A 25640-nucleotide genomic window follows, 5' to 3' on the forward strand; every position below is an offset into this window, starting at 1 on the left:
AGCCTCAGTCCTCCGCGTTGGGGCCGGCGACGGGTGCGTCGTCGGCCGCGCGGTGCACGTGGATGCAGTCGCCGGGGCACTCCTTGGCCGCGTCGATGACCTCGAGCCGCAGGTGGGCGGGCACGTCCACCCGGCTGCCCGGCGCCAGGAGCAACTCGCCGTCGGGCCCCTTCACGTAGGCGAGGCCGTCGACGTCGAACTCGAAAACCTCCGGGGCATACTGCACACAGAGGCCGTCGCCGGTGCAGAGGTCCTGGTCAACCCATACTTCGAGGGCCTGCTCGGTGGTCTGTCCGGTCGTGTCCACGCTCACGACTACGACGCTACCCGACGCCCGGCCATCCGGCGCAGGACCCGTGACGCACACCGCAGCGGGCCGGCGAGGGCACGAAAAAGGGTGTCGGACAGGGCACTTCACCGTCCAGGATTTGTAAACACCCTGTGGCGCACGTGTTCGAAGGGGCCCGAACCGGCGATCAGCAGTTAGTGTTAGAGCACAACGTTCAAAGCCCCCGGGGAGGTGGGACGTGGCACGCAGCGACGACGCGGAGACGCGCGCCGCACGATGGGAGAAGGACGCCCACGATCTCTCCACGCAGGTCGCGTTTCTTCAAGAGGAACTCGCCCTGGTGCGGCGCAAGCTGACGGAGACACCGCGGCACGTGCGGCAGCTCGAGGAGCGGCTCGCCGCAGCGCAGGCGCAGATTGCCCGGCTGACCGAAAACAACGAGCGGCTCGTGGCCACCCTCAAGGAGGCCAGGGCCCAGATCGTGACGCTGAAGGAAGAGGTGGACCGCCTGGCACAGCCGCCGAGCGGTTACGGCGTCTTCCTCGCCCGCCATGACGACGGCACTGTCGACGTCTTCACAGGTGGGCGCAAGCTGCGCGTGGCAGTCTCCCCGGCCATCGAGGTCGAGGAACTGCGTCGCGGCCAGGAGGTCCTGCTCAATGACGCCCTGAACATCGTCGACGCGCTCGGGTTCGAGCGGGCCGGTGAGGTCGTCATGTTGAAGGAGGTCCTCGAGGGTGGGGACCGCGCTCTTGTCATCTCGCACGCCGACGAGGAGCGGATCGTCCACCTGGCGGACATCCTCGTCGACGCGCCGTTGCGCGCCGGCGACTCGCTCATGATCGAGCCCCGCTCTGCGTATGCGTATGAGCGGATCCCGAAGAGTGAGGTCGAGGAGCTCGTGCTGGAGGAGGTGCCCGACGTCGACTACACCGACATCGGTGGTCTCACCCGGCAGATCGAGCAGATCCGCGACGCGGTGGAGCTTCCGTTCCTGCACGCCGATCTGTTCCGGGAGCACCTGCTTCGCCCGCCGAAGGGCGTTCTGCTCTACGGCCCGCCCGGCTGTGGCAAGACGCTCATCGCCAAGGCGGTGGCCAACTCGCTGGCCAAGAAGATCGCCGAGAAGCGCGGCGAGGAGCGCCGGACCAGCTACTTCCTCAACATCAAGGGCCCTGAGCTGCTCAACAAGTACGTCGGCGAGACCGAGCGGCACATCCGGCTCATCTTCCAGCGCGCCCGTGAGAAGGCGAGCGAGGGCACGCCGGTCATCGTGTTCTTCGACGAGATGGACTCGGTGTTCCGGACCCGTGGCTCGGGGGTCTCCTCCGACGTCGAGAACACGATCGTGCCGCAGCTGCTGAGCGAGATCGACGGCGTCGAGGGCCTGGAGAACGTCATCGTCATCGGCGCCTCGAACCGCGAGGACATGATCGACCCGGCGATTCTGCGCCCGGGCCGGTTGGACGTCAAGATCAAGATCGAGCGTCCGGACGCCGAGGCGGCGAAGGACATCTTCTCCAAGTACATCCTGGAGAGCGTGCCGCTGCACAAGGACGACCTCACCGAGCACGGTGAGTCGGCCGAGGCCACGGTCAGCGCCATGATCGACGCGGTGGTCCTGCGGATGTACTCCGAGACCGAGGAGAACAGGTTCCTCGAGGTCACCTACGCAAATGGTGACAAGGAGGTCCTGTACTTCAAGGACTTCAACTCCGGCGCGATGATCCAGAACATCGTCGACCGGGCGAAGAAGATGGCGATCAAGGACTTCCTCGGCAACGGGCAGAAGGGCATGCGCCTCCAGCACCTGCTCGACTCCTGCGTCGACGAGTTCCGTGAGAACGAGGACCTGCCGAACACCACCAACCCGGACGACTGGGCGCGGATCTCCGGCAAGAAGGGCGAGCGGATCGTGTACATCCGCACGCTCGTCTCCGGCGGCAAGGGCGCCGAGGCCGGCAGGTCGATAGAGACGGCCACCAACACCGGCCAATACCTGTAACTGCGATGCTGTGCGGAGCGGGCGGTGATCTTGTGGTCACCGCCCGCTGTTTTTTCGACCAAACTGGCCCGCCCGGTGTGGGCCGAGTGCCAGTCCGTGCGACTAGGGTTGTGGCATGAGTGTGCGGCGTGTGATGGGCACCGAGGTCGAATACGGTGTTTCGGTGCCCGGCCAGCCGGGGGCAAACCCGATGGTGACGTCCTCCCAGGTGGTCAATGCCTACGGGGCACGACCCGAGCTCACCAAGGGCGGCCGGGCCCGGTGGGACTACGAGGAGGAGTCCCCGCTGCGCGATGCGCGGGGATTCACCTATTCGGGTGCTCTTTACGATCCGGCGGAGGCGCTGGCGGACGAGGACCTCGGCCTCGCCAACGTGATACTGACCAACGGCGCCCGGCTCTACGTCGACCACGCCCACCCGGAGTATTCGACGCCGGAGGTGACTAACCCGCGGGACGTCGTCCTGTGGGACAAGGCCGGCGAGCGGGTGATGGCGGAGGCGTCCCGGCGCGCCGCGACGATCCCCGGCACGCTGCCGATCCACCTCTACAAGAACAATACGGACAACAAGGGCGCCAGCTACGGCGCCCACGAAAATTACCTGATGCGGCGGCAGACCCCGTTCGCCGACATCGTCATGCACCTCACCCCGTTTTTCGTCACCCGGCAGATCGTGTGCGGTGCGGGACGGGTCGGCATCGGGCAGGACGGCTCCGGCCCCGGCTTCCAGATCTCGCAGCGCGCCGACTTCTTCGAGGTCGAGGTCGGGCTCGAGACCACGCTCAAGCGCCCCATCATCAACACCCGTGACGAGCCGCACGCCGACGCCGACAAGTATCGGCGGCTCCACGTCATCCTCGGCGACGCCAACCTGTCGGAGATCTCGACCTACCTGAAGGTCGGCGCCACCTCGCTCATCCTCGGCATGATCGAGGAGAAGGCGCTCCCCGGCGACCTGGGCATCGCCGACCCGGTCTCCGAGCTCAAGGCGGTCAGCCACGATCCCGAGCTCAAGCACCTCATCCGCATGCGTGACGGGCGCCGTCTGTCCGCGCTCGACATCCAGTGGGCCTTCTACGAGCGGGCCCGCGCCTTTGTCGAGAACCGCGAGGGTGACGACGTCGACGAGATCACGGCCGACGTGCTCGACCGCTGGGAGAGCGTGCTCGACCGGCTCGGCCGTGACCCGATGCTGTGCGCCGGCGAGCTCGACTGGGTCGCCAAGCTGCGCCTGCTCGAGGGCTACCGCGAGCGTGAGTCCCTCGGCTGGTCGTCGCACAAGCTCCAGCTGGTCGACCTCCAGTACTCCGACGTCCGTCCCGAGAAGGGGTTGTACCAGCGGCTGGTCGCCCGCGGGTCGATGGCCACGCTGTTCTCCGAGGAGGAGATCCAGCGCGCCATCGTCGAGCCGCCGGACGACACCCGAGCCTATTTCCGGGGCCGCTGCCTGGCGAAATACCCCGCAGAGGTGGTGGCCGCGAGCTGGGACTCGGTCATCTTCGACGTGGGCCGGGAGTCGCTCGTGCGGGTGCCGATGATGGAGCCCGAGCGTGGGACCAAGAAGCACGTTGGTGCGCTGTTCGATCGGTGCCCGAGCGCGAAGGATCTGCTCGAAGCGATCACTTCCGGGTAAGTTCGATACAGCGGTTGGTTTGGTGGTCCCCCCGAGGAGGATGAGGCATGGCTACGAGGGAAACGGGCGGGCAGTCCCAATCCGGGAAGTCGCGGCGCACGGAGGAAGAGGAAGTCGTCGCGCCTGAGGTCAACCCGGAGGTGGCCGAGCGGGTCGAGCAGATCGGCGAGGACGTCGACGACCTCCTCGACGAGATCGACTCCGTGCTCGAGGAGAACGCCGAAGAGTTCGTCCGCGGATACGTGCAGAAGGGCGGCGAGTAGCCGTCACCGCTGAGCGACCCGCCCGTCCGGCCGCAGCCGGGCGGGCGGGCCGTATCAGTCCGCTGCGCGCGGGCAGCCGCGCGCACAAACCGGGTTTCCGCCACGGGCTGAACCCCGGTTTCGCGCAGAGCGTCGTGGCGCACCGCCGTGCGGCGCGGACACGGTGCCCCGGCGGCGTATTGTTGGCCCACCAGAGTCGATCACCGCGGTCGATCAGCGACCCATCATTGAGAGGAGCTCCGTTGCCGACGGGTCTTGACCATTCCGGGCGTCTGCCTGCCGCGTTCCACGCCGCAGGGACCTCGTCGTTCAGCGAGTTCCTGACACAGGTGGCGCCCGACATGCTCCCGGGCCGGCGGCCCCTGCCGCCGGGAATGGCGGCCGACGTGAGCGCACACGCCACCACGATCGTCGCGGTCACCTGCGCCGACGGTGTGCTCATGGGCGGCGACCGGCGCGCGACGATGGGCAACCTCATCGCCCAGCGCGACATCGAGAAGGTCTTCGCCGCCGACGCCTACTCCCTGGTCGGCATGGCCGGCACCGCCGGCTTCGGCCTGGAGATGATGCGCCTGTTCCAGGTCGAGCTGGAGCACTACGAGAAGATCGAGAGCTCGATGCTCTCGATCGAGGCCAAGGCCAACCGGCTGGCCAGCATGGTCCGCAACAACCTCGGCGCCGCGATGCAGGGCCTGGCCGTCGTGCCGCTGTTCGCCGGGTTCGACACCGACGCCAAGTCGGTCGACAAGGCCGGCCGCATCTTCAGCTTCGACGTCGCCGGCGGCGTCTACGAGGAGCGCGGCTACGACTCGATCGGCTCCGGCTCGCTGTTCGCGAAGTCGTCGCTCAAGAAGCGGTACCGGCCCGGCGTCACCACCGACGAGGCCGTGAAGCTCGCGATCGAGGCGCTCTACGACGCGGCCGACGACGACACCGCCACCGGCGGCCCGGACCTGCTGCGGGGCATCTTCCCGGTCATCATGACGGCGACGGTCGAGGGCACCCGGCGGTATACGGACGAGGAGATCAAGACCGTCGCCGAGCAGATCATCGCCGAGCGCGCCGAGAACCCCGGCGCCTGATCCCACCGACCAGACCGAACCGAAGGAGAACCCGCCACCGTGGCCATGCAGTTCTACGCCTCGCCCGAGCAGATCATGCGGGATCGCTCGGAATACGCGCGCAAAGGCATCGCGCGTGGTCGCAGTGTCGTGGTGCTCAGCTACGAGGGAGGCGTGCTCTTCGTCGCCGAGAACCTGTCGACCGCCCTGCACAAGGTCAGCGAGATCTACGACCGGATCGGCTTCGCCGCCGTCGGCCGCTACCCGGAGTTCGAAAACCTCCGCTCGGCCGGCGTCCGGCTCGCCGACCTGCACGGGTATTCGTATGCGCGGCGCGACGTCACCGGCCGGCAGATCGCCAACGTCTACGCGCGCACCCTCGGCGCCATCTTCACCGAGCAGCAGAAGCCCTTCGAGGTCGAGATCTGCGTCGCCGAGGTGGGCGCGACGGTGGAGGACGACGAGCTCTACCGCATCACCTACGACGGGTCCGTCCAGGACGAGCCTGGCCTGGTGACGATGGGCGGCCAGTCCGACGCCATCTCCGGTGCCATCAAGTCCCGCCTGCGGCCCGACCAGACGCTCGCTGAGGCCTTGAAACTGGCGGTGGAGGGTCTGGCCAGCGTCGGCGGGGAAAACAGCCAGCCGCGCAAGCTGACGGCCAACCAGCTCGAGGTCGCGATCCTCGACCGCAACCGCTCGGGCCGGACCTTCCGCCGACTGACCGGGCTCGCCCTGACCGCGATCCTGGAGGACACCACCGCCAAGCCGGCGGCCACCCCGGAGGCGGGCCTGGAGGACAAGCCCCAGCCGCCGGCCTCCCCGAGCACCCCGGCCGACAACGCCTCCGGCCCGGCCCCCTCCACGCCTGAGGGCTCCGGGGAGGATTCGGGCAAGGCCGCCGACGACAACGGAAACGACGAGTAGTCCCGACGAGACAGAGGGCCGCCGCCCGAGTCGGGTGGCGGCCCTCTGCGGTCGTTGGCCTCCCGGGCCCGCTCAGCCGCGGGATCACCACCGACAGCATGCGCATCGCCCACGTGCGAGAGCCGGATGCGTGCAACGCCCCTGACGGCCACGTTTCGGCCGTCGTCGCGGACGCCTCGGCCTGCGCGGCCCGGGCAGCGGTGTCGCCGCCGGATACGCGCCCGGTGCCAGGAGCAGGAGCCTCGCGGACTCCTGGGCGCTCCTGGCGCGGTTCTGCCGCCGCTACGGATACGTGATCGGCACGACTTCCACCCGAATGCCCGGGTCCGTCTGCCGGACACGCTCGACCGCCTGTGACACCAGCGGCGCGTTGGTGACGAACCGCACCGGGTGCGGGCTGTCCCGAATGAACTGCTCCAGCTCCGCCTGGCTCTTGGTCGGCGTCGGCAGCAGCCAGAGGGTGACCCGCCACGCCCGTCCGTGGTTGTTGTAGAGCACCGACAACCACAGCGTCCCGTTGTAGGAGGTCATTGCGTCGTAGCGGCCGTTGACGTACAGCACCGTCACGTAACCGTCGCTGTCCGGCGCCCTGTTGTACGTGGTGACGATGGCGTTCGCCGGGTCGGCGAAGTTGTTGAGGTCGCGGACGTACGACTCGCCCCAGCTCCGGCCGTTGGGCGGATGCCGGAACCCTGTGTTGGCGGCCGTCGGCCCGGCGAAGAAGATCGCGCCGACGAGCAGAACCACCGCGGCGATCGCGGACGGTGCGAGCCCGGCCAGCCAACGCCGGCCACGCCGCTTCGGCACCCGGATCGCCTCCTGCGCCAGGAGCACCGTCGCGCCCGCGCCGACCAGCAGCACCAGCAGCAGTTCGTGCAGTGACTTCTCGTAGTAGTACCGGGTGGGGTGGCCGATGGTGGCCACGAAGAGCGCCGCGGCGTATGCGACATTCGTCGCCACCCAGACCAGCATCATCCGCCAAGCCGGGCTGCGCCGGGCGGTCCGGCGGCCGACCAGCCCGGCCAGAACCGCGGCCAGCAGTCCTGTCAGCAGCAGGCCGTTCATCGGCTCGACGCCGCCCTCGCGGGTCAGTTGCTCGACCGAACTTGCCTGGCGCAGGTTGACCAATGGCGCGAACAGCGCGACCGGTCCGCCGACGAGGATCGCGCCGAGCGCCCAGCGCCAATGCCTCAGCAGTTGGCGGCGGTAGCCGATCGCCCAGATCACCACGGCCACCGACGTGCTGAGCAGGAACAGGTAGTAGGTCATGGAAACGGTGCACAGCAGTGCCGCGGCCGTGACGATCTGTTCGCGCGGATCGCTCAACGGACGTGACAGCATCGCGATGAGCAAGGCGAAGGGCCCGAAGACGGCGACCTCGCTGACGAAGCCGTGGGTGAAGATGGGGATGCCGTCGCCGAAGAACAGGAAACCGGTGACGATCGCGGCCACGGGCAGGAACAGCCAGCCACGCAACCGCTGCCCGCCCACCCACCGGGCGGCCCACATGACGCAGGCGATGCTCAGCGCAAGGCTCAATGCATACAGCAACGCGAAGTTGTGCAGGTGGGTGAGCGACGTGCCGTAGCTCGAGCTGGAGTGGACGAAGTTGTTGATCAGCGCGAACGTCACGTGCGCGCCCTGCGGATAGGTGGCGAAGCCCGCCTGGAGCGGCACCGCCATCTCCGACTGGTGAAACGCCAGCAGGCCGCCGTTGCGGTAGATGTTGTCGTAGATGCCGAAGTGCCGGGCGGCGTCCTCGCCGAGCGCGAGCACCTTCAACGCGGAGGTCGGGCCCGACGCGAGCGGTCGCAGGAGCAGCACCGCCGCCAGCGCCGAGACACCGGCCAGAACCACGTCGGACGGATCGATCCGGGCCGGCAACCTGGGCCGGCGCCCCGTGACGACCGCGACCAGGACCAACGTGGTGAGCGCCGTCCCGGCCACCGGCACCGGCTCGAGACCCCATGGCCAGACCGAGAACAGCAGCGAGGCGAGGCTGACCACGCCGCTGAGCACGGCGAAGGCGATCACCAACCGGTCGATCAGGGTCCGGCCGGCGCGAAGCAGCGATGCCGTGCCGACCCAGACCAGCACCGGCAGCAGCACGTCGAGCCCGACCTGATGGGTCGCGACGGGGACGACCCATGCGGCGGCGACGCCGACCAGGCCGAACCGCACCGGCTGGAGCCATCCGCGTTCGGTCGGCTCCAGCCTGGTCTGATCCCGGCCCGGCACCCGATCCGCGTGGGGTCGGGCCTCGTGGTCCGCAGGCTTGGGAGACGCTTGCTCGCCCTCCTTGAACACCGGCGTGGTCACCCGATGGCTCCCCTGCACAACGCGATCAACGTGCCCATAGGGGACTGCTCCCGTTTCTTCGGACTGCCGGACGGTCTGGATTGGACACCGGTGCCCGAGGATCGAGCGACACGCCCGACCACCGAGCCCGGCAGAGCGTACGACTCGCCGCCCCGCTACGGAAGACCGATCTGTTCAAGAAACGTTAATTCTTGCGCCAGATAGCCCATCGCTGGTTCGAATCGGTCACCATGAGCCGGAAGCCGTACCGCGTTCCGTCCCACGCCTCCAGGTCGGCGTCCGCCGGCAGGTCGTAGGGCGCGATGACCACGTTCGCGTCGCTCGGCGGGGTCGGGTCCTCCGTCTGGTCCCAGATGAGCAGCGGAGTCCAGTAGATCTCGCGCATGTGGTTGTACTGGAGATACCAGGTGAACTGCTCTTTCGCGAACGCGACCCGGTCACCTTCGTGGACGTGACCTTCACGGACGATGAGCGGCGTGCCGGGACGGTACTGGTTGACCACCATCGGCAGGCTGATCTTCTGCGTCGCGACCGCCATGTTGGCCACGACCATCAGCCCCATGCCGGCTATCACCAGCGTCGAGCCCCAGCGGGGACGCCGGATGAGCACGATGATCCCGGCCAGCAGGACCAGCGTGATGATGGTGGGTCGGGTCACCCCGATCTGATGGAATCGCCAGCCCAGGAAGGACATCTCCGGCGCGTCGAAGCCGAGGAACATGCCCCAGCCGTGCGCGCGGGTCCGGATCGACACGACCGCACCGGTGAGCAGTGTCATCGCGGCGGCGGAACCGCCGAGCACCAGAACCTGGCGGCGGGTCTTGGCCGACAGCAGCGCGGCGAGGCCGATCAGCAGCCAGAGCGGGAACAGCATGTGGATGTAGCGCGGGTAGGCGAAGTAGTTGATCCGGTTGTCGCCGGGAGGCAGCGCGGCCGAGCTGGACAGCGCGATGAGCAGGGTGGTGAACAGCGTCGCGGTCACGATGATCCGACGGGCCGCGGAGGCCGCGTCGGCGGTCAGCTCGGTCCGCAGCGCCCGCAAGCGGGTCAGCGACAGCACCGCCGCGATGACGCCGATCGCACCGACGCCGAACGTGCCGATGCTCAGGTACCAGAGCTGGCCGTCGGCGGTGCCCAGCATCCGGCCCAGACCGCTCAAGGTGGTGATCGCGTCGATGGTTGTGCTCGTCGGGCTGTTGCCGGCGGCGTCGATCGTGTCGGCGCTGACGGCTTTCAGGATCGGGTCGAGCGTCATCACCACGCCGGCACCGGCGACCGCGGCGAGGGTCGTCGCCCAGCCGCTGCGCCGCAGGACCAGCACGGTGATGATCAGCAGGACGTGCACGAGCACCACCATGGTGCCGCGGATGTGGGTGACGAACAGCAGGCCGGCCACCGCGCCGGAACCGAGCGCGCCGAGCACCCGCGCGTGGGCCGTGGTGCCGGCCAGCCAGGTGTGGGCCAGCACGAGCCAGGCGATGACCATGGTGCCGAGCACGGCGTCGGTCAGCGCGAACTGCGAGTAGAACACCACTGCCGGCATCGCCGCGGCGACGAACGCCGCGCCGAGCGCCGTCCGCGGCGACAGCACGAGGGTTCGCCGGGCGTAGAGATACAGCAAGGGGAAGACCAGCGCGTTGAGCACCGCGTTGATGATGAGCACGCTGCGGTACACCGTGAATGCGTCCTGGGTGAACCAGTACACCGGCGAGATGAGCATCGGATAGCCCATGCGCCGGAACGTTTCGTTGTCGGTGGTCTGACCACCGGCGCCCCCGGCCAGCACGCGAGCGGCCACCAGGTAGCCGTCTTCGTCGGCGTGGGCGGCCGGCACGTTGAGGTGCCGCGACAACCAGATCCGCCAGCCGACCTGCACGAGGTAGCCCACGATGACGGCGATGACGATCCAACGCCCGCTGAGCCACCGGCCAGTGGTATCCGACGTGGCCGCGGGCGGAGCGCCGGTCGACTGCGCGGAACTCGGGTCCTGCGCGGTTGGTATTGCTGTTGACGTGCCTCCGTCCGGCGGGCTCACGATCTCCTCGGCTGGGTCCTGGGAAGGCTTCGCCACAGCGGCGTCACTGTGCTGACTTACCATCGTCCCCTCGATGTGTCGCGGATTGTGGCTCGCCACAGACCAAGCGAGCACCGCTCAGAACGCGCCGACGCTATCACAATGCGAATGAGCGTGCCCCGGCGTCGTTTCGGCAGACGATCGTCGGTCGATCGGTTTCAGCAAGTGATCGTGGGGTGACGGATGGAACGGTCGGTGCTCGGTCGCCGGCCACGAAAAGTCACAGGTAAGGCGGGATGAAATACGTGTCACCGGTTGGGCGGCACGGCGCGCACGATCTTCACCTTGTCCGGGTACTTGGCGGCCAGATACTCGACTGCGTCAATGTTCGATTTGGCCCGGGGGTCACCGTATGCCGACCGCGTGACGCCGGGCTGTGCCGACGCCCGGACCGGATGCTCCGGATCCAGCACGAGAAAACTGGCCTCGGGATCGAAAATGAAGAAGCGAATCGGCACAGGACTGTCCTGCACCATGGCTTCCAGAGTTTCGAGCGTCTTCGGCTTCGACAGCGGGTCCTGCCACAGGTACCAGACTTGCGCGTGCCGGTAGTTGCGTTGCATCACGGATGCGTAGAGCGACGCATACCAGTTTCGATACGGCGAACTCATGAAGTCGACATTCATCATGCCGCCGCCGTCCGGATACATTCGAGTCATCAGAATGGCATCACGCGCGCCGTCGGGTGAGCCCCGCTCGAGCGCGGCCGCCAGCCGCAGCCCGTTGCTGGCGAACTGGTTGTGCCAACGGCCGCCGGCCACGATCAGCGCGACGACCAACGGCAGCACCACGGCGAAGGCGGGCATCGTGCGGCGCGGCAGCAGGCGGACCAGCCCGCCGAGACCGACCAGCCCCACGATGATGACCAGGTGCAGCGTCTTCTCGAAGTAGTAGATGGTGCGGCCGATGGTGATCAGTTGATATGCGGCGAGCGTCGCCGACATCGCACCTGCGACCAGGATGCCCAGGGCCGCGCGCTGGTTTCCCGGTGCCCGCAGGCCGCCTCGCCAGGCCAGGGAGAGCAGCGCCAGCACGATGAGCACCAGCGTCGCCGTCCGGTCGGCGACCTGGGCGGTGCCGGGCAGGGTGAGCTGGTAGCCGCTGGCCGCCTTCGCGTTGAGCAGGGGGGTCAACACCACCGGAGCCGCGATGAGCACCGCGGCCAGCCATGCCACCGGACGGCGCCAGAGCCGTTCCCGCCATGCCCAGATGCCGACCATGACCGCCGAGTACGGCAGGAAGAGGTGGTAGCTGAACGAGACGCCGACCAGCAGGAGCGCCATCGTGGCCAGCTGCTCGCCGAAACTGGCCAGCGGGCGTGCGACCAACGCGGTCAGCAGCGCCGCGAGGGCGAGGCCCACCAGCTCGTTCGGGTATCCGCGGGTGAGCACCGACACCGGGTCGCCGAAGAACAGCCAGGCGGCGATCAGCCCGATCGTGGCAAGCAGCCGGACCGGGTTCGCGCCGGCTCCGGCGACCCGGCGCGCACTCCACAGCACCGCCAGGACGAGGAACACGAAGGCGGCCACGCAGAGCCAGACCATCACGTCCATCGCGACCGTGCCGTCGGCCGCCGCCGTGTCCGACGAGCGGATGAAGCGGTCCAGCACGGCGAAGGAGAAGTGGGTGCCCTGCGGATAGTTCCGGATCCCCTCGGCGAGCACATCCGGTGCGTAGCGCAGCGACTCCTGCGGGTGGAGGAAGGCGTAGCCGTCGACCTGGCCGATCATGTCGAACAGCAGGAAATGCCGGGACATGTCCTCGCCGGGGATCAGCACGCCCAGCCGGCCACCCAGGTCGCGCAGCACGAACGGCTCCAGGGCCAGCGCCGTCGCACCGCCGAAGCCGACGGCCAGCACCCAGTCCCGCGTTCGCCAGCGGCGGGGCCGTGCCGGTCGGCGGCCGGTGAGCAGCGACAGCAGCACCAGGACGGTCAGGGCGAACCCGCCGACCGCCACCGGATGCAGGTGCCAAGGCCAGACCGAGAACAGCAGTCCGGCCACGCACAGCGCCGGAAACAGTTGGGCCAGGCTGACCACCACCCGGTCGAACCATCCGGCCGTGCCCCGCTGCAGACTGGCCAAGCCCGCCACGACCAGGACGGGCAGCAGGACATCGGCGTGGATCAGATGGGTTACCAGCGGTAGCAGCCAGGCCAGTGCGAACGCGGCCGACCAGCCCAGCGGCGCCCGCAGACGCCGGGGTGGTGCTGCTTTTCCCGCGACCGTGGCGCTGCCGGAGGTGACGGTGGTCAAGGGAGGGGCTCCTTGAGAGTCAGGCGCGGATCAACGCCAGCAGCAGGACCATGCCGGCACGGCCGAGGTAGATCGATGCCTTGACGGGTGAGTTGCTCGGAGTGCCTGCCATGCGTGGCCTCATGGCGACCGGGATCTGAGTGATTTTGTACTTCATGCGGGCCGTCCGCACCAGGACTTCGATGGTGTCCCCGAGGTACTCGGCCGGATACCAGTTCGCGAACAGTTCGATGAGCTCGCGGTTGCACGCGCGGTGCCCCGACGTGGTGTCGGTGAGCCGGGCGTGGGCCAGCCAGGAGATCACCCTCGACAGCAGTCTCATCGCCCACTTCCGGGGGCCCTTGACCGCATATCCGCCCTCGCCGGCGAACCGGGCGCCGATGACGAGGTCGTGCTCGTCGAGCGCGTCCACGAGCTTCGGGATGTATCGCGGGTCGTGCTGACCGTCGGCGTCCACCTGGATGGCCACGTCGAAACCGTGGTCACGGGCGTACCGGTAGCCGGTCCGCATGGCGCCGCCGACGCCCAGGTTGTACGGCAGTCGCGCGACGATCGCACCGGCGGCGGCGGCCCGCGCCGCGGTGTCGTCGGTGGAGCCGTCGTCGACGACGATCACGGACACCCCGGGCAGTTCGCCCTTGACCTCCGCGACGACATCCGCGATCGAACCCGATTCGTTCCATGCCGGGATGATGATGAGGACGCGCTTACCGTTGATCATTGCTGCGCTCCCGCTCGGCACGAATCAGCGCGATGTCTTCTGCGAGGGTTCTGGTCTCCTCCTCGAGTCGGCTGACCTCCCAGCTCAGGTGCACGCACACGAGCAACAGGAAGACGATGCCGAGGAAGAGCACCAGACTGACGCCGGACGCGACGCCGATGGCCTTCGCCACCGTGTCGGCGAGCGTCGGGAAGAACCCGAGCGGCAGCACCACGAGGCTGACGCCGAGCCAGAGAATCGCGTACTTCTCCTGAAGTTGCCGCCTGCGCAGCAGTTCGATCATGAAACCGAGTGCCGCGAGCGCGGTCAACCCGGTGATGATGGTGAGCTTCATGCCGGTCCCTTTCCGAGGCCGGATGGCCGCTTTGACAGCGCTGCGGTCAGCATCTCACGCCATTCGCGCATCGGAGGAACCCCGGCCGCCTGCCACCGGCCGTGCCCGAGCACGCTGAACGCGGGCCTGGGTGCGGGTCGCACGAAGCGCTCACTGGTCGTGGGTCGTACCCGAGCCGGGTCGAGCCCCGCTTCGGTGAAGACGGCCTGTGCCAGGCCGAACCAGCTGGTCCGGCCGGACGCGGTGCCGTGGTAGACGCCGGCCGGCGCGGTGCCGGCCAGGGCTGCGTCGGCAAGGGCGACGAGCTGCGCAGCCAGGTCGGCGGACCAGGTGGGCTGGCCGATCTGGTCGTCGACCACGTCGACGAAGTCCCGCTCACCGGCCAGCCGGAGCATGGTCGTCACGAAGTTGCGCCCGTGCGTGGCGTACAGCCAGGCGGTGCGAACCACATATCCGTGCGCCGGCAGGATGTCCAGGACCGCCTGCTCGCCGACGAGCTTGCTGCGGCCGTAGGCGTTCAGCGGCGCGGTCGGCGCGTCCTCGGCATACGGCTCGCCGGCGTTGCCGGCGAAGACGTAGTCGGTCGAAACATGCAGCAGACGCGTCCCGGTCGCGGCGCAGGCCGATGCCAGGTGGGCGACGCCGGTGCCGTTCACCGCGGTGGCGGCCGCCTCGTCGGACTCCGCACCGTCGACGTCGGTCCAGGCGGCGGCGTTGATCACCACGTCGTGGCCGTCGACCATCGCGCGGACCGCCGCCGCGTCGGTGATGTCCAGGTCGGCCCGCTTCACAGCGGTGACGGTGTGCCCCTGCGTGCTGACGCGGTCGGACAAGGTGTCCAGCACGTCCTGGCCCAGCATTCCGCCGGCGCCCGTCAACAACCAGCTGGTCATGCGCCCAGGGATGCCCGGTTCTTGAGCGGCTCCCACCACGACCGGTTGTCCCGGTACCACGCGACGGTGTCGGCGATGCCGCGGTCGAAGCTGATCGCCGGCACGTACCCGAGCTCGTTCTGGATCTTCTCGATGCTCAGCGAGTAGCGCCGGTCGTGGCCCTTGCGGTCCTCGACGTACTCGACGCTGGTGTCCCAGTCCCGGCCGCAGGCGGCCAGCAGCTGTTCGGTGAGCTCACGGTTGGTCAGCTCCTGCCCGCCGCCGATGTGGTACACCTCGCCGGCCCGGCCCTTCTCCAGGGCCAGCTGGATCCCGGCGCAGTGGTCGGACACGTGCAGCCAGTCGCGGATATTGCCGCCGTCGCCGTAGAGCGGGACCTTCTTGCCGTCCAGCAGGTTGGTGATGAAGAGCGGAATGACCTTTTCCGGGAACTGGAACTGTCCGTAGTTGTTGGAGCACCGGGTCACCACGACGTCCATCCCGTGGGTGCGGTGGTACGCCAGGGCGAGCAGGTCGGAGCCGGCCTTCGAGGCGGAATACGGCGAGTTCGGCGCAAGCGGCCACTCCTCGGTCCAGGAGCCCTCGGCGATCGACCCGTAGACCTCGTCGGTGGACACGTGCAGGAAGCGGCCGACACCGGCACGCAGCGCGGTGTCGAGCAGCACCTGGGTGCCGAGAACATTGGTGGTGACGAACGGGCCGGCACCGAGGATCGAGCGGTCGACGTGCGACTCGGCCGCGAAGTGGACCACCGCGTCATGTCCCGGCAGGACCTCGGCGACCAGGTCCGCGTCGCAGATGTCGCCCTGCACGAACGTGTAGGACTGGTCGCTCGCTACTGGTAGCAGATTGTCCAAATTGCCGGAATAGGTCAACTTGTCCAGCACGGTGACTTGAGCCCCGGCATAGGAGGAATATCCGCCTTGCAACAGGGTCCGGACGTAGTGGGAGCCGATGAATCCGGCACCGCCGGTGACAAGGATTCTCACGAGGTCGGGAGTGTAGTGCACGTCGTGCGTGCGGATGACCCGCCGCCGGGTCAGCGGGACATCCGGATCGCCCACTAAGGTGTCCGGCGTGCGTGGCATCATCCTCGCCGGCGGAACCGGCTCGCGACTCTGGCCACTGACGAAGGCTGTCTCCAAGCAACTCATGCCAGTCTTCGACAAACCCATGATCTACTACCCGTTGACCACGCTGGTGATGGCCGGCGTGCGCGAGATCCTGGTCATTACCACGCCCGAGGACCAGGCGCAGTTCCAGCGCCTGCTCGGCGACGGCACCCAGTGGGGTCTCTCCCTGTCGTACGCGGTCCAGCCGCGACCGGAGGGCCTCGCCCAAGCGTTCATCATCGGCGAGGAGTTCATCGGCGAGCAGTCCGTGGCGCTGGTGCTCGGCGACAACCTCTTCCACGGCGCGCAACTCGGTCAGCGGCTGTCCGAGAACGCCGACGTCGTCGGCGGCCGGGTCTTCGCCTATCCGGTGGCCAGCCCGGAGGACTACGGCGTGGTCGAGTTCGACGCGAACGGCCGGGTGCTGTCGATCGAGGAAAAGCCGAAACAGCCGAAATCCCGCTACGCGGTGCCCGGCCTGTACTTCTACGACAACCAGGTGGTCGACATCGCCCGCCGGCTCAAGCCCAGCGACCGTGGCGAGCTCGAGATCACCGCGGTCAACGCGACCTACCTCGAGCGCGGCGAACTGCACGTGACCGTGCTCGACCGCGGCACCGCCTGGCTCGACACCGGCACGTTCGCCTCGCTGGTGCAGGCCTCCGAGTTCGTGCGGGTGATCGAGGAGCGGCAGGGCTTCAAGATCGGTTGCGTGGAAGAGGCCGCCTGGCGTGCCGGCTTCATCGACGACGCCCACCTGCGCTCGCTCGCCGAACCGCTGCGCAAGAGCGGTTACGGGGATTATCTCCTGCAGCTCGTAGACTGGTCATTCTGAGTGGGTGAAAGCTCGAGATGCCGGGTCACCCGACCGTCTGCTTCGGGTGAACTGGGCTACTTGCTCCGGGTGAAGTGGTCTGAGAGGGTGGCACGGTGAGTGAGACCTTGAAGGCATCCGGCGGCATGACCGAAGGCGTTGACTACACGGATCGTCTGCAGCGCCTCAGTGGTGCCGGCTGGAAGCGGGCACTGAACGTGCAGGCGCCGTATCGGTGGAACATTCGCCGGCTCGACCTCGGCTTCACGCTCGACGTCGGTTGCGGCATCGGCCGCAATCTCTCGCACCTCGACGGAAACGGCGTGGGTGTGGACCACAATGCGACCTCCATCGAGGCTTGCCGGGCCGCCGGCTTCACCGCGTTCACCATCGAGGACTTCTTCAAGTCCGAATTCGCCGCCCCTGATCGTTTCGACGCGATCCTGGGTGCGCATTTGATCCAGCACGTCGAGGAAGCGCAGGCCAAGGAGATCATCGCCTCCTACCTGCCGTTCCTGCGCTCGGGCGGGCGTGCCGTCTTCATCACGCCGCAGGAGCGCGGTTTCGCCAGCGACGCCACCCACGTCAGGTTCTCCGGTTTCGACGAAGTCGGCAAGATCTGCACCGATCTCGGGCTTACGCTGGACCGGCAATACTCGTTCCCGTTCCCGCGCCCGACCGGCAAGGTATTCACCTACAACGAGTTCGTGACGGTGGCCCGCAAACCATGAAATTCCGCCAGTTGTCGATCGCCGGAGCCTGGGAGATCTCTCCCGCCCTGCATGGCGATCCTCGAGGCTTGTTCACGGAGTGGTATCGCTTCGACCGCCTCGCGGCCGAGACCGGTCACCCGCTCCGGCTCGCCCAGGGCAACCTGTCGGTCTCGGCGAAGGATGTCGTCCGCGGCATCCACTTCGCCGACGTGCCACCCGGTCAGGCGAAATATGTGATGTGCACGCGCGGCGCGGTCCTCGACGTGATCGTCGACCTGCGCGTCGGCTCGCCGACGTTCGGCCGGTCGGAGAGCGTCCTGCTCGATGACGTCGACCGCCGTGCGGTGTACATCGGCGAGGGCCTCGGCCACGGGTTCTGCGCGCTGACCGACGACGCCACGCTCACGTATGCGTGCTCGGAGGTCTACAACCCGACCGGTGAGCACGGCGTGCATCCGCTGGACCCTGACCTGGCCATCGAATGGCCGACCGAGACGCCGCAGCTGTCGGCGCGCGACGCCGCGGCGCCCACGCTCGCCGAGATGCTCGCCGCGGGCCGCCTGCCGGACTACCGCGCCTGCGAGGAGTACACGCAAAGTCTGCGAGCGCAATAGAGCGGAATCGGCCCCACGACGGCTAATGTCTGTACATGGACCGGCGAATTTTCGGCCTTGAGACCGAATACGGGGTCACGTGCACCTACCGTGGGCAGCGCCGCCTGTCCCCGGACGAGGTCGCCCGTTACCTGTTCCGGCGCGTCGTGTCGTGGGGCCGTTCCAGCAACGTCTTCCTGCGCAACGGCGCGCGCCTCTACCTGGATGTCGGCTCCCACCCGGAATACGCGACGCCCGAGTGCGACTCGGTGCCCGACCTGGTCGTCCACGACCGGGCCGGCGAGCGGATCCTCGAAGGCCTGCTGGTCGACGCCGAGCGTCGGCTGCACGACGAGGGGATCGCGGGCGAGATCTACCTGTTCAAGAACAACACCGACTCGGCGGGCAACTCCTACGGCTGCCACGAGAACTACCTGGTCAGTCGCCATGGCGAGTTCGGCCGCCTGGCCGACATCCTCATTCCGTTCCTGGTCACCCGCCAGCTCATCTGCGGTGCCGGCAAGGTGCTGCAGACCCCGCGCGGCGCCGTGTACTGCCTGTCGCAACGCGCCGAGCACATCTGGGAGGGTGTCTCGTCGGCGACCACCCGCTCCCGTCCGATCATCAACACGCGCGACGAGCCGCACGCCGACGCCGAGCGGTACCGCCGGCTCCACGTCATCGTCGGCGACTCGAACATGAACGAGGTCACCACGCTGCTGAAGGTCGGCACCGCCGACATCGTGCTGCGGATGATCGAGGCCGGGGTCGCGATGCGTGACCTCTCGCTGGAGAACCCGATCCGCGCGATCCGCGAGGTGTCGCACGACATCACCGGCCGCCGCCGGGTCCGCCTGGCCAGCGGCAAGGAGGTCAGCGCGCTCGAGATCCAGCAGGAGTACTTCGACAAGGCCACCGAGTTCCTGGACCGCCGCGGCGCCGACGCGGCGACGAAGCGGGTCATGGACCTGTGGGGCCGGGTGCTCGCCGCGGTCGAGACCGGCAACCTCAAGGGTGTCGAGCGTGAGGTCGACTGGGTGACCAAGCTCGGCCTCATCGAGCGGTACCAGGCCAAGCACGACCTGCCGCTGTCGCATCCGCGGGTCGCGCAGATGGACCTGGCCTACCACGACCTGCGCCGCGGCCGGGGCCTCTACGGGCTGCTGGAGAAGCGCGGGGCGGTCGACCGGGTCGCCACCGACCTCGAGATCTTCGAGGCGAAGGAGACCCCGCCGCAGACCACCCGGGCCAGGCTGCGCGGCGAGTTCATCCGCCACGCCCAGGAGCGCCGCCGCGACTTCACCGTCGACTGGGTGCACCTGAAGCTCAACGACCAGGCGCAGCGCACCGTGCTGTGCAAGGACCCGTTCCGCGCCTACGACGAGCGGGTCGACCGGCTGATCGCCAGCATGTGACGACAAAGTTACCGATGAGTTGAGTTGCCGCCGGGCGCCAGAGGCTAGGCTGGCCGGGCTATGTATGACGAGCCCGACCAGCCCGAGCCCCGGCCCCGCTCGTTCCCGAAGGCGGACTTCAACCCGGACCGCCAGAAGACGACGCGGCAGGGCCGGCGCCTGCAGCGCATCCGCGAGGAGATCGAGCGCAACCGCACCGAGGGGCCGGCGATCCCGACCTGGATCCTCGCGCTGGCGCTGGTGGTCATCGTCGGCGGCTTCGCGGCCATCGTCATCTTCTCGGACGGGTGACCGCCCCGTGAAGCGGTCCCTGATCGTCCCGCTGCTCCTGGTCGCCGGGCTGACGGCAGCCTGCACCGACGACGGTGAGCGGCGCAGCCCGCTGCCCGCCAGCGCGCCGCCGAACGCCGGGGAGTCGCTGCTGCCGGTACCGTCGCCGAGCCTGCCGCCGCCGGTGAACAGCGACGGCTGCCAGGGCCTCATCACCGCCGCCCAGGTGCAGAAGTCCACCGGTCTGGCCGTGCAGCCCAGCACGGGCGACGGGGCCGCCGCCGTGGCGCAGTACGGGCAGGCGGTGCAGAGCCTCGGCCTCAGCGCACGCGCCCGGATGTGCCCGTTCGGCAACCCCGCCGGCGACCAGGTGACCGTCGTGGCCCTCACCTTCCCCGACACCGGCCAGGCGCAGAAGCTGTGGACGACGATCGCCTCCCTGGAGGCCGTCGGCGGCGTCGGCGAGGCGGCCCTGAGCGACAAGTCCAAGACGCTGCTCGCCAGGCGCGGCAAGGCGATCGTCGCCGTCTACCTGATCGCCGGCGCCGACCCGGACGCCAACCACCTGCCGCAGTTGCAGTCAGTCGCCAACGCCGCGCTGAGCAAGGCCTGACGCGGCCCGTCGTCCTGCCGCGGCGGCGGCGAGGAAATACGCGCGGTCCTCGGCGAACCCGCGGCCCATCGTCGACAGCTTGACCGGGAGCGACTCCAGCGCCGCCGTCAGGTCCGCCGACGGCACCTCGACCAGCGTGTGCGGCGGGGTCAGCGGCGCCAGCGCGGCCCGCACGGCGGCGGCCAGCTCCGGTGCCAGGTCCGACGGCACCACCAGCTCCGCCGGGGCCAGCGCGACCCGCCCGAACGCGGTCAGGCTGTGATGGGACACGCCCCGGTGCCGCGGCCGGGGGTCGGCGTCGGAGATCCGCGGCGCCGCGATCGGCCGGCCGCCCAGCGCCGCGACCGCGTTGACCGCCTCGCCCGCGGCGACCCCGGAGAACCCCCACGAGGTGCCGGTGCCGAGGTTGCCCGGCCCCTGGGTGACCACCGCCAGGTCGGCCCGCAGGCCGTGCCGGGCGGCGAGCAGCCCGCTGTGCACGTTGGTCGACTCGAGGTCGCCGCCGAACGCCTGCCCGGTCGTCACCGTGCCCGCCAGCAGCCCGCGCAGCCCGTCGAGCGTGCGGGAGAACCAGGCCGGCAGCGCGCCGCCGTCGGTCATCACGTAGGCGATCCGGGCGCCGGGCGCGTCGGCGAGGGCGCCCGCGACCACGGCCGGCAGCGCCGAGTGCAGGTCCGCCACGACGACCGGCATGCCGCCCAGGTCGGCCGCGCCGGTCAGCGCGCCGCGCAGCGGGGAGGCCTCCTCGTCGGCGGCCAGCACGATCGCCTGCAGCGGCGTGTACCGCGCCTTGACCACGTGGCCGGGCACGTCGGTGTCCTCGGGCAGCCGGTCCGGCACGGCGACCACGAGCGCGTAACCGCCGGTCCCCAGGCCCAGGGCCAGGGCGTTGAGGTTCAGCAGCACCCGGTCGCCCGGCTGCGGGGTGCCGACGAGCGCCGGGTACGCCAGGGCCCGTACCGCCGCCGGATCCTCGGGACGCCGAGCCTCGACCGTCACGTCCAACTCGAGGCTGCCCCGCCACTCACGGTGCACCCCGACGACCGTTCCCCAACGCCAGCGGATCACGGCGCATACCGTAGTACAGCCACAGAATGTTTACGCGCCGTGACGGTCCGAGATGGAACATGCAGTGTCCGCGTGGGCGACGCAGAACAGGCGTTCGGGCTGGTAGGTTCGCTGGGTGTCGCGGACCCGAACCGAGCGCCTGGTCAATCTGGTGATCTGTCTGCTCGCTACGCGCCGCTTCCTGACCGCCGACCAGATCGCCACGATCGTTCCCGGCTACGAGCACGACCCGCAGGACGAGCGCGACCACGAAGCGTTCCAGCGCAAGTTCGAGCGGGACAAGGCCGAGCTCCGCGAGCTCGGCGTCCCGCTGGAGATGGGCACGGCGAGCATCTTCGACAGCGAGCCCGGCTACCGCATCGCCCGCCGGGAATATGCGCTGCCCGACATCCGCCTCGCCCCCGACGAGGCCGCCGCCGTCGGCATCGCCGCGCGGCTGTGGCAGCAGAGCGGCCTCGCCGCCGCCGCCTCCTCCGGCCTGGCCAAGCTGCGCGCCGGCGGCATCGACGTCGACCCGCACGCCACGCTCGGCGTCGAGGCCGTCGTCAACGTCGACCCCGCGTTCGAGCCGCTCACCGCGGCGGTGCGGGACCGGCAGGCCGTCACGTTCGACTACCACGTGCCCGAGCGCGACACCGCGCACGCCCGCCGCCTCCAGCCGTGGGGCGTGGTCTGCTGGCGCGGCCGGTGGTATGTCGTGGGACACGACCTCGACCGCGACGCGGAGCGCTGCTTCCGGCTCTCCCGGATCGTCAGCGGGGTGCGCCGCGTCGGCCGCCGCGGGGCCTACGAGCCGCCCAAGGCCGATCTGATCGGCTACGTGGCCAGCACCAGCGGCCCGGTCGAGCGCACCGGCAGCGCCACCGTCCTGGTCCGGCCGGGCCGGGCCGCCGGCGTGCGCCGCTGGGCCGAGGACTGCGTGCCCGGGCCCGACGGCGACCGCCTCACGCTGCGCTACGCCGACGTGGACTTCTTCGCCGGCTGGCTGGTGGGCTACGGCGCCGACGTCGTCGTGCTCGACCCGCCGGAGATCCGCGACGCCGTCGTGCAGCGCCTCCGCGCGATCGAGTCCTCCTATGACGCGGCCGGCGGCCGGGTCGAGGCGTCGCAGGTCGGGATGGGGGTGCCGGCGTGAGCAACTCCGCCGAGCGGCTCGGCCGCCTGCTCAATCTGGTGCCCTACCTGCAGGCCCGTCCCGGCGTCACCCTCGCCGAGGCCGCCCACGACCAGGGCATCACCGAGCGGCAGCTGCGCGAGGACCTCGAGCTGCTGTGGCTGTGCGGCCTGCCCGGATACGGCCCCGGCGACCTCATCGACATGGCGTTCGTCGGCGACAGCGTCACGCTGACCTACGACGCCGGGATCGACCGGCCCCTGCGGCTCAACCCCGACGAGGCGCTCGCGCTCATCGTGGCGCTGCGGATGCTCGCCGAGACCCCGGGCGTCGCCCAGCGCGACGGCGTGCACCGCGCCCTCGCCAAGATCGAGCACGCCGCCGGCGACCTGGCCGACGCACCCGTCGAGGTCCGCCTGCCCGGCAACGCCGACCGCCTGGAGGAGCTGCGCGGCGCCGTCGAGCGGCGGCGGGCGCTGCGGATCACGTACTACACGGCGACCCGCGACGAGACCACCGACCGGGTCGTCGACCCGATGCGGGTGCTCGTCGTCGGCCGCTGGGCGTATCTGGAGGCGTGGTGCCGCCGCGCGCAGGCGGTCCGGTTGTTCCGGGTGGACCGCATCGACGCCTCGGCCGAGCTCGACGAGCCGGCCCAGGTGCCCGTCCAGGCCCGCCCGACCGACACCCGCAGCGGCACGCTGTTCACGCCGACGCCGGACCTGCCGCTGGTCACCCTGCGCGTCGGCCGCGGCGTCCGGTGGATCACCGAGCAGTATCCGTGCGAGGAGGTCGTCCGCGGCCCGGGGGAGCACTGGACGGTGTCACTGCGCGCCTCCGACCTCGACTGGGCCCGGCGCATGGTGCTCGGCCTGGGCGCCGAGGTGACGGTCCTGTCGCCGCCGGAGCTGGCCGAGGCCGTCGCCGCCGAGGCCCGCAAGGCCCTGTCGGCCTATGCCACCCTGCCCTGACGCACGCCGTTTCATGTTCCGGGATCATGGGACTGGCCGCCACAGGGCGCCTCGGCGGCGTTCGCCGCACGTTGTGGCCGTGGCGGCGCTGCCGACACACGGCCGGTGCACTAAGGTCGATCCGTGGCTTGGCTGATCTCCGGCGGCATCGTGCTCTTCGCGCTTGTCCTTCTCGCGATCGTGGCGGCGAAGGCGGCCGGCAGCCTGCGCCGGTTCGGCATCGCCGCCGCCTCCCTGCAGCGCCGCCTCCTGGACGGCCAGCACCGTGTGGAGCCGCATCTGGCGCAGCTCCAGACGACCGTCGAGGCCATGCAGCCGCGCCTGACCGATCTGCAGGACAAGGCGCTCGTCCTCCAGGCCCGCCGCGGCGCCGAGGAAAACAGTTAACAAACCTGGCGGATCAACCGGGCAAATAGCGTGTTTGTCCAAACGAATGGTTGACGATCGGGCAGTTCACCGTCAACACTCGTCAGGACTTCAGCGGCCGGACCCCTTCCCGCTAACCCCGGCCTCTGCCCTCACCCTCCGATGGTCAGTACGATGGGTCGGGCAGCACAAATACAGTGAGGTGGCTTCACATGGGTGCAGTTAGGCCGTGGCACATCATCGTTCTGGTGGTGGTGCTGATCCTGCTGTTCGGTGCCAAGCGTCTCCCCGACGCGGCGCGTTCGCTGGGCCGGTCGCTCCGGATCATCAAGGCTGAGACCAAGGGCCTCGCTGACGACGACGTCGACGCCAAGGCCGAGGCGCAGTCGGGCCGGCAGCCCCTGAGCGGGACGATCGACGACAGCCAGCCGTCGCCGAAGCCCACGGTCGACCCGGTCGACCGCGTGCGCGAGCGCTGAGGCGCCCCGGCGACGTGACACTCCTGGCCCGGCGCAAGAACAAGGCGCCGTCGCAGTTCCAGCGTGCCGCAGATGGCTCCATGACGCTCATGGAGCATCTGCGGGAGTTGCGTTCCCGGCTGTTCAAAGCGTGCTTGGCGATCCTGATCGGCATCATCGTCGCCTGGTTCTTCGCCCAGCACGTGCTGACCATCATCCAGGACCCGTATTGCGAGCTGGCGCTCAAACAGACGCTGAAGGCGCACGGCAACGTGGTGCCGGAGGGCTATCGGTGCCCGTTCGTCAACCTCAAGGTCACCGACCCGCTCCTCCTACAGCTCAAGATCTCGCTGTGGACGGGGCTGATCCTGGCCTGTCCGTTCTGGCTCTACCAGCTCTGGGCGTTCATCGCTCCGGGCCTGCACCGCAGTGAGCGCAGGTGGGCCTATGTGTTCGCGGCGCTCGCCGCGCCGCTGTTCGCCCTGGGCTCTGTTCTGGCCTTCTACGTCGTGAAGACCGGCCTCGAGGTGCTGCTCTCCTTCACCGGCAACAACACGAGCAACATCCTCGAGGCGATGGCGTACGTAGACTTCGTCACCGGCATGATGCTCGTCTTCGGTGTCGCCTTCGAGTTCCCGCTCGGTGTCATGCTGGCCAACATCGCCGGCATCGTCACCGGTAAGCGGCTGCTCGGCTGGTGGCGGGTCGCGGTCTTCACGTTCTTCGTCTTCGCCGCCATCGCGACACCGACCGCCGACCCCTTCGGCATGACGTTCCTGGCGCTGTGCCTGTCCGCGCTCTACTTCGGCGCGGTGGCCTTCGCGATAATCAACGACAGGCGGAGGGGCCGTAACCAGCCGGATTACGCGAACATCGGCGACGACGAGATCTCGTCCCTCGACGACTACGAGGTCGAGCCGGTCGGCGCGGCCACGTCGGTGGGCGGTTACGATCCGGTCGAGCCGCCGACCGCGGTCGACGCCCCGACGCCGGTCGAGCGCCCGCAGTCGCTCGACCGCAGGTACGACGACGTCACCTGATGAAGTAACCGACGCGATCTGCTAATACAGAAAGGGCAACGACGGATTCCGTCGTTGCCCTTTCTGCTGCAATCTAGCCGCGGCCGACCGTGATCTGGTTTGAATTCTTGCGCTGACTGCCGCGTTCGATGACCGTTCGGCACGTATGTGTCGGAAGTGTACCCACGCAATTGTAATTGACATGGGTGTCGTATCCTTGATGCGCGGTTGCGTATTCAACGACTGCCAAGTGTTGCCATGCATGTGGACTTCGATCCACATGTTCGCCGTGGTGCCCGCACTGCGGCTGCTCAAGCTCCCGTAACCGTCGATCTGATTG

General features: G+C 69.0%; 25 protein-coding genes. 16 read left to right on the plus strand and 9 right to left on the minus strand.

All coding sequences use genetic code 11. The features are described from left to right. Nucleotides 1-4: 4 nt before the first annotated feature. Nucleotides 5-307 carry a ferredoxin gene (locus Dfulv_RS17780; protein WP_259867719.1) on the minus strand — a complete coding sequence of 101 codons (303 nt, stop codon included), beginning with the start codon at nucleotides 305-307 and terminating at the stop codon, nucleotides 5-7. Nucleotides 308-527: 220 nt separating this feature from the next. Here Dfulv_RS17780 and arc point away from each other — a divergent pair, with 220 nt between their 5' ends. The 5 genes from arc (at nucleotide 528) to prcA (ending at nucleotide 6178) form a co-directional block, all read left to right on the plus strand. Further along, on the plus strand, nucleotides 528-2294 hold the full coding sequence (arc, locus tag Dfulv_RS17785) for a proteasome ATPase (protein ID WP_259864496.1): 1767 nt from the start codon (nucleotides 528-530) through the stop codon (nucleotides 2292-2294). Between the two features lie 115 nt (nucleotides 2295-2409). Further along, nucleotides 2410-3927, plus strand: a complete 1518-nt coding sequence (dop, locus tag Dfulv_RS17790) for a depupylase/deamidase Dop (RefSeq protein WP_344406055.1) — start codon at nucleotides 2410-2412, stop codon at nucleotides 3925-3927. A 47-nt stretch (nucleotides 3928-3974) separates the two neighbouring features. After that, complete coding sequence (locus Dfulv_RS17795; protein WP_259864501.1) at nucleotides 3975-4190, plus strand: ubiquitin-like protein Pup; 216 nt, start codon at nucleotides 3975-3977, stop codon at nucleotides 4188-4190. A gap of 242 nt (nucleotides 4191-4432) precedes the next feature. Then, nucleotides 4433-5272: a proteasome subunit beta gene (prcB, locus tag Dfulv_RS17800; RefSeq protein ID WP_259864502.1), complete on the plus strand. Its 840-nt coding sequence runs from the start codon at nucleotides 4433-4435 to the stop codon at nucleotides 5270-5272. Between the two features lie 39 nt (nucleotides 5273-5311). After that, nucleotides 5312-6178, plus strand: coding sequence for a proteasome subunit alpha (prcA, locus tag Dfulv_RS17805; RefSeq protein ID WP_259864503.1), 867 nt, complete (start codon nucleotides 5312-5314; stop codon nucleotides 6176-6178). Nucleotides 6179-6460: 282 nt separating this feature from the next. On the opposite strand, the gene Dfulv_RS17810 is transcribed toward prcA, so the two are convergent. The 7 genes from Dfulv_RS17810 to rfbB form a co-directional block, all read right to left on the minus strand. Further along, the gene (locus Dfulv_RS17810) at nucleotides 6461-8497 is read right to left on the minus strand and encodes a DUF1616 domain-containing protein (protein ID WP_259864504.1); all 2037 of its coding nucleotides are present in this window, start codon (nucleotides 8495-8497) and stop codon (nucleotides 6461-6463) included. A gap of 184 nt (nucleotides 8498-8681) precedes the next feature. Further along, nucleotides 8682-10385, minus strand: coding sequence for a hypothetical protein (locus tag Dfulv_RS17815; RefSeq protein WP_259864509.1), 1704 nt, complete (start codon nucleotides 10383-10385; stop codon nucleotides 8682-8684). Nucleotides 10386-10819: 434 nt separating this feature from the next. Continuing rightward, entirely contained in the window at nucleotides 10820-12826 is a 2007-nt protein-coding gene (locus tag Dfulv_RS17820; RefSeq protein WP_259864510.1) for a hypothetical protein, read from the minus strand. A gap of 19 nt (nucleotides 12827-12845) precedes the next feature. After that, entirely contained in the window at nucleotides 12846-13547 is a 702-nt protein-coding gene (locus tag Dfulv_RS17825) for a glycosyltransferase family 2 protein (protein ID WP_259864511.1), read from the minus strand. Next, nucleotides 13534-13881 (minus strand): DUF2304 domain-containing protein, encoded by a 348-nt coding sequence (locus Dfulv_RS17830; RefSeq protein ID WP_259864514.1) that lies wholly within the window; start codon nucleotides 13879-13881, stop codon nucleotides 13534-13536. Before Dfulv_RS17830 ends, Dfulv_RS17825 begins: the two co-directional genes overlap by 14 nt. Then, a complete protein-coding gene (gene rfbD / locus Dfulv_RS17835; protein WP_259864516.1) occupies nucleotides 13878-14774 on the minus strand; it encodes a dTDP-4-dehydrorhamnose reductase in 897 nt (298 codons plus the stop codon). Before rfbD ends, Dfulv_RS17830 begins: the two co-directional genes overlap by 4 nt. Next, complete coding sequence (gene rfbB / locus Dfulv_RS17840; protein ID WP_259864518.1) at nucleotides 14771-15763, minus strand: dTDP-glucose 4,6-dehydratase; 993 nt, start codon at nucleotides 15761-15763, stop codon at nucleotides 14771-14773. Before rfbB ends, rfbD begins: the two co-directional genes overlap by 4 nt. Nucleotides 15764-15851: 88 nt before the next feature. Between rfbB and rfbA the strand changes: the two genes are divergently transcribed. From rfbA to Dfulv_RS17870, 6 genes are all read left to right on the plus strand, one after another. Next, nucleotides 15852-16721 carry a glucose-1-phosphate thymidylyltransferase RfbA gene (rfbA, locus tag Dfulv_RS17845; RefSeq protein WP_259864521.1) on the plus strand — a complete coding sequence of 290 codons (870 nt, stop codon included), beginning with the start codon at nucleotides 15852-15854 and terminating at the stop codon, nucleotides 16719-16721. 95 nt (nucleotides 16722-16816) lie between these two features. Next, a complete protein-coding gene (locus Dfulv_RS17850; protein ID WP_259864524.1) occupies nucleotides 16817-17431 on the plus strand; it encodes a class I SAM-dependent methyltransferase in 615 nt (204 codons plus the stop codon). Further along, nucleotides 17428-18027: a dTDP-4-dehydrorhamnose 3,5-epimerase family protein gene (locus tag Dfulv_RS17855; RefSeq protein WP_259864526.1), complete on the plus strand. Its 600-nt coding sequence runs from the start codon at nucleotides 17428-17430 to the stop codon at nucleotides 18025-18027. The genes Dfulv_RS17850 and Dfulv_RS17855 overlap by 4 nt, the downstream gene beginning before the upstream one ends. A gap of 35 nt (nucleotides 18028-18062) precedes the next feature. After that, nucleotides 18063-19421 (plus strand): Pup--protein ligase, encoded by a 1359-nt coding sequence (gene pafA, locus Dfulv_RS17860; RefSeq protein WP_259864533.1) that lies wholly within the window; start codon nucleotides 18063-18065, stop codon nucleotides 19419-19421. Between the two features lie 60 nt (nucleotides 19422-19481). Further along, the gene (locus Dfulv_RS17865; protein ID WP_259864535.1) at nucleotides 19482-19712 is read left to right on the plus strand and encodes a hypothetical protein; all 231 of its coding nucleotides are present in this window, start codon (nucleotides 19482-19484) and stop codon (nucleotides 19710-19712) included. 7 nt (nucleotides 19713-19719) lie between these two features. Continuing rightward, a complete protein-coding gene (locus Dfulv_RS17870; protein WP_259864537.1) occupies nucleotides 19720-20304 on the plus strand; it encodes a hypothetical protein in 585 nt (194 codons plus the stop codon). Here the strand turns inward: Dfulv_RS17870 and Dfulv_RS17875 are convergent. After that, nucleotides 20272-21372, minus strand: a complete 1101-nt coding sequence (locus Dfulv_RS17875; protein WP_259864539.1) for a DUF3866 family protein — start codon at nucleotides 21370-21372, stop codon at nucleotides 20272-20274. The genes Dfulv_RS17870 and Dfulv_RS17875 overlap by 33 nt on opposite strands. Before the next feature lie 115 nt (nucleotides 21373-21487). Between Dfulv_RS17875 and Dfulv_RS17880 the strand changes: the two genes are divergently transcribed. The 5 genes from Dfulv_RS17880 to tatC all read left to right on the plus strand — a co-directional run bounded on the left by Dfulv_RS17880 (nucleotide 21488) and on the right by tatC (nucleotide 25321). Continuing rightward, a complete protein-coding gene (locus Dfulv_RS17880; protein WP_259864553.1) occupies nucleotides 21488-22507 on the plus strand; it encodes a helix-turn-helix transcriptional regulator in 1020 nt (339 codons plus the stop codon). Then, a complete protein-coding gene (locus Dfulv_RS17885) occupies nucleotides 22504-23457 on the plus strand; it encodes a helix-turn-helix transcriptional regulator (RefSeq protein ID WP_259864554.1) in 954 nt (317 codons plus the stop codon). Before Dfulv_RS17880 ends, Dfulv_RS17885 begins: the two co-directional genes overlap by 4 nt. 123 nt (nucleotides 23458-23580) lie before the next feature. Next, nucleotides 23581-23844 carry a hypothetical protein gene (locus tag Dfulv_RS17890; RefSeq protein ID WP_259864556.1) on the plus strand — a complete coding sequence of 88 codons (264 nt, stop codon included), beginning with the start codon at nucleotides 23581-23583 and terminating at the stop codon, nucleotides 23842-23844. 191 nt (nucleotides 23845-24035) lie between these two features. Beyond that, nucleotides 24036-24302 carry a Sec-independent protein translocase subunit TatA gene (gene tatA / locus Dfulv_RS17895; protein ID WP_259864560.1) on the plus strand — a complete coding sequence of 89 codons (267 nt, stop codon included), beginning with the start codon at nucleotides 24036-24038 and terminating at the stop codon, nucleotides 24300-24302. A gap of 80 nt (nucleotides 24303-24382) precedes the next feature. Continuing rightward, nucleotides 24383-25321: a twin-arginine translocase subunit TatC gene (gene tatC, locus Dfulv_RS17900; protein WP_259867725.1), complete on the plus strand. Its 939-nt coding sequence runs from the start codon at nucleotides 24383-24385 to the stop codon at nucleotides 25319-25321. Nucleotides 25322-25640: the final 319 nt, after the last annotated feature.

This window comes from Dactylosporangium fulvum (assembly GCF_025137375.1).
Taxonomy (GTDB): domain Bacteria; phylum Actinomycetota; class Actinomycetes; order Mycobacteriales; family Micromonosporaceae; genus Dactylosporangium; species Dactylosporangium fulvum.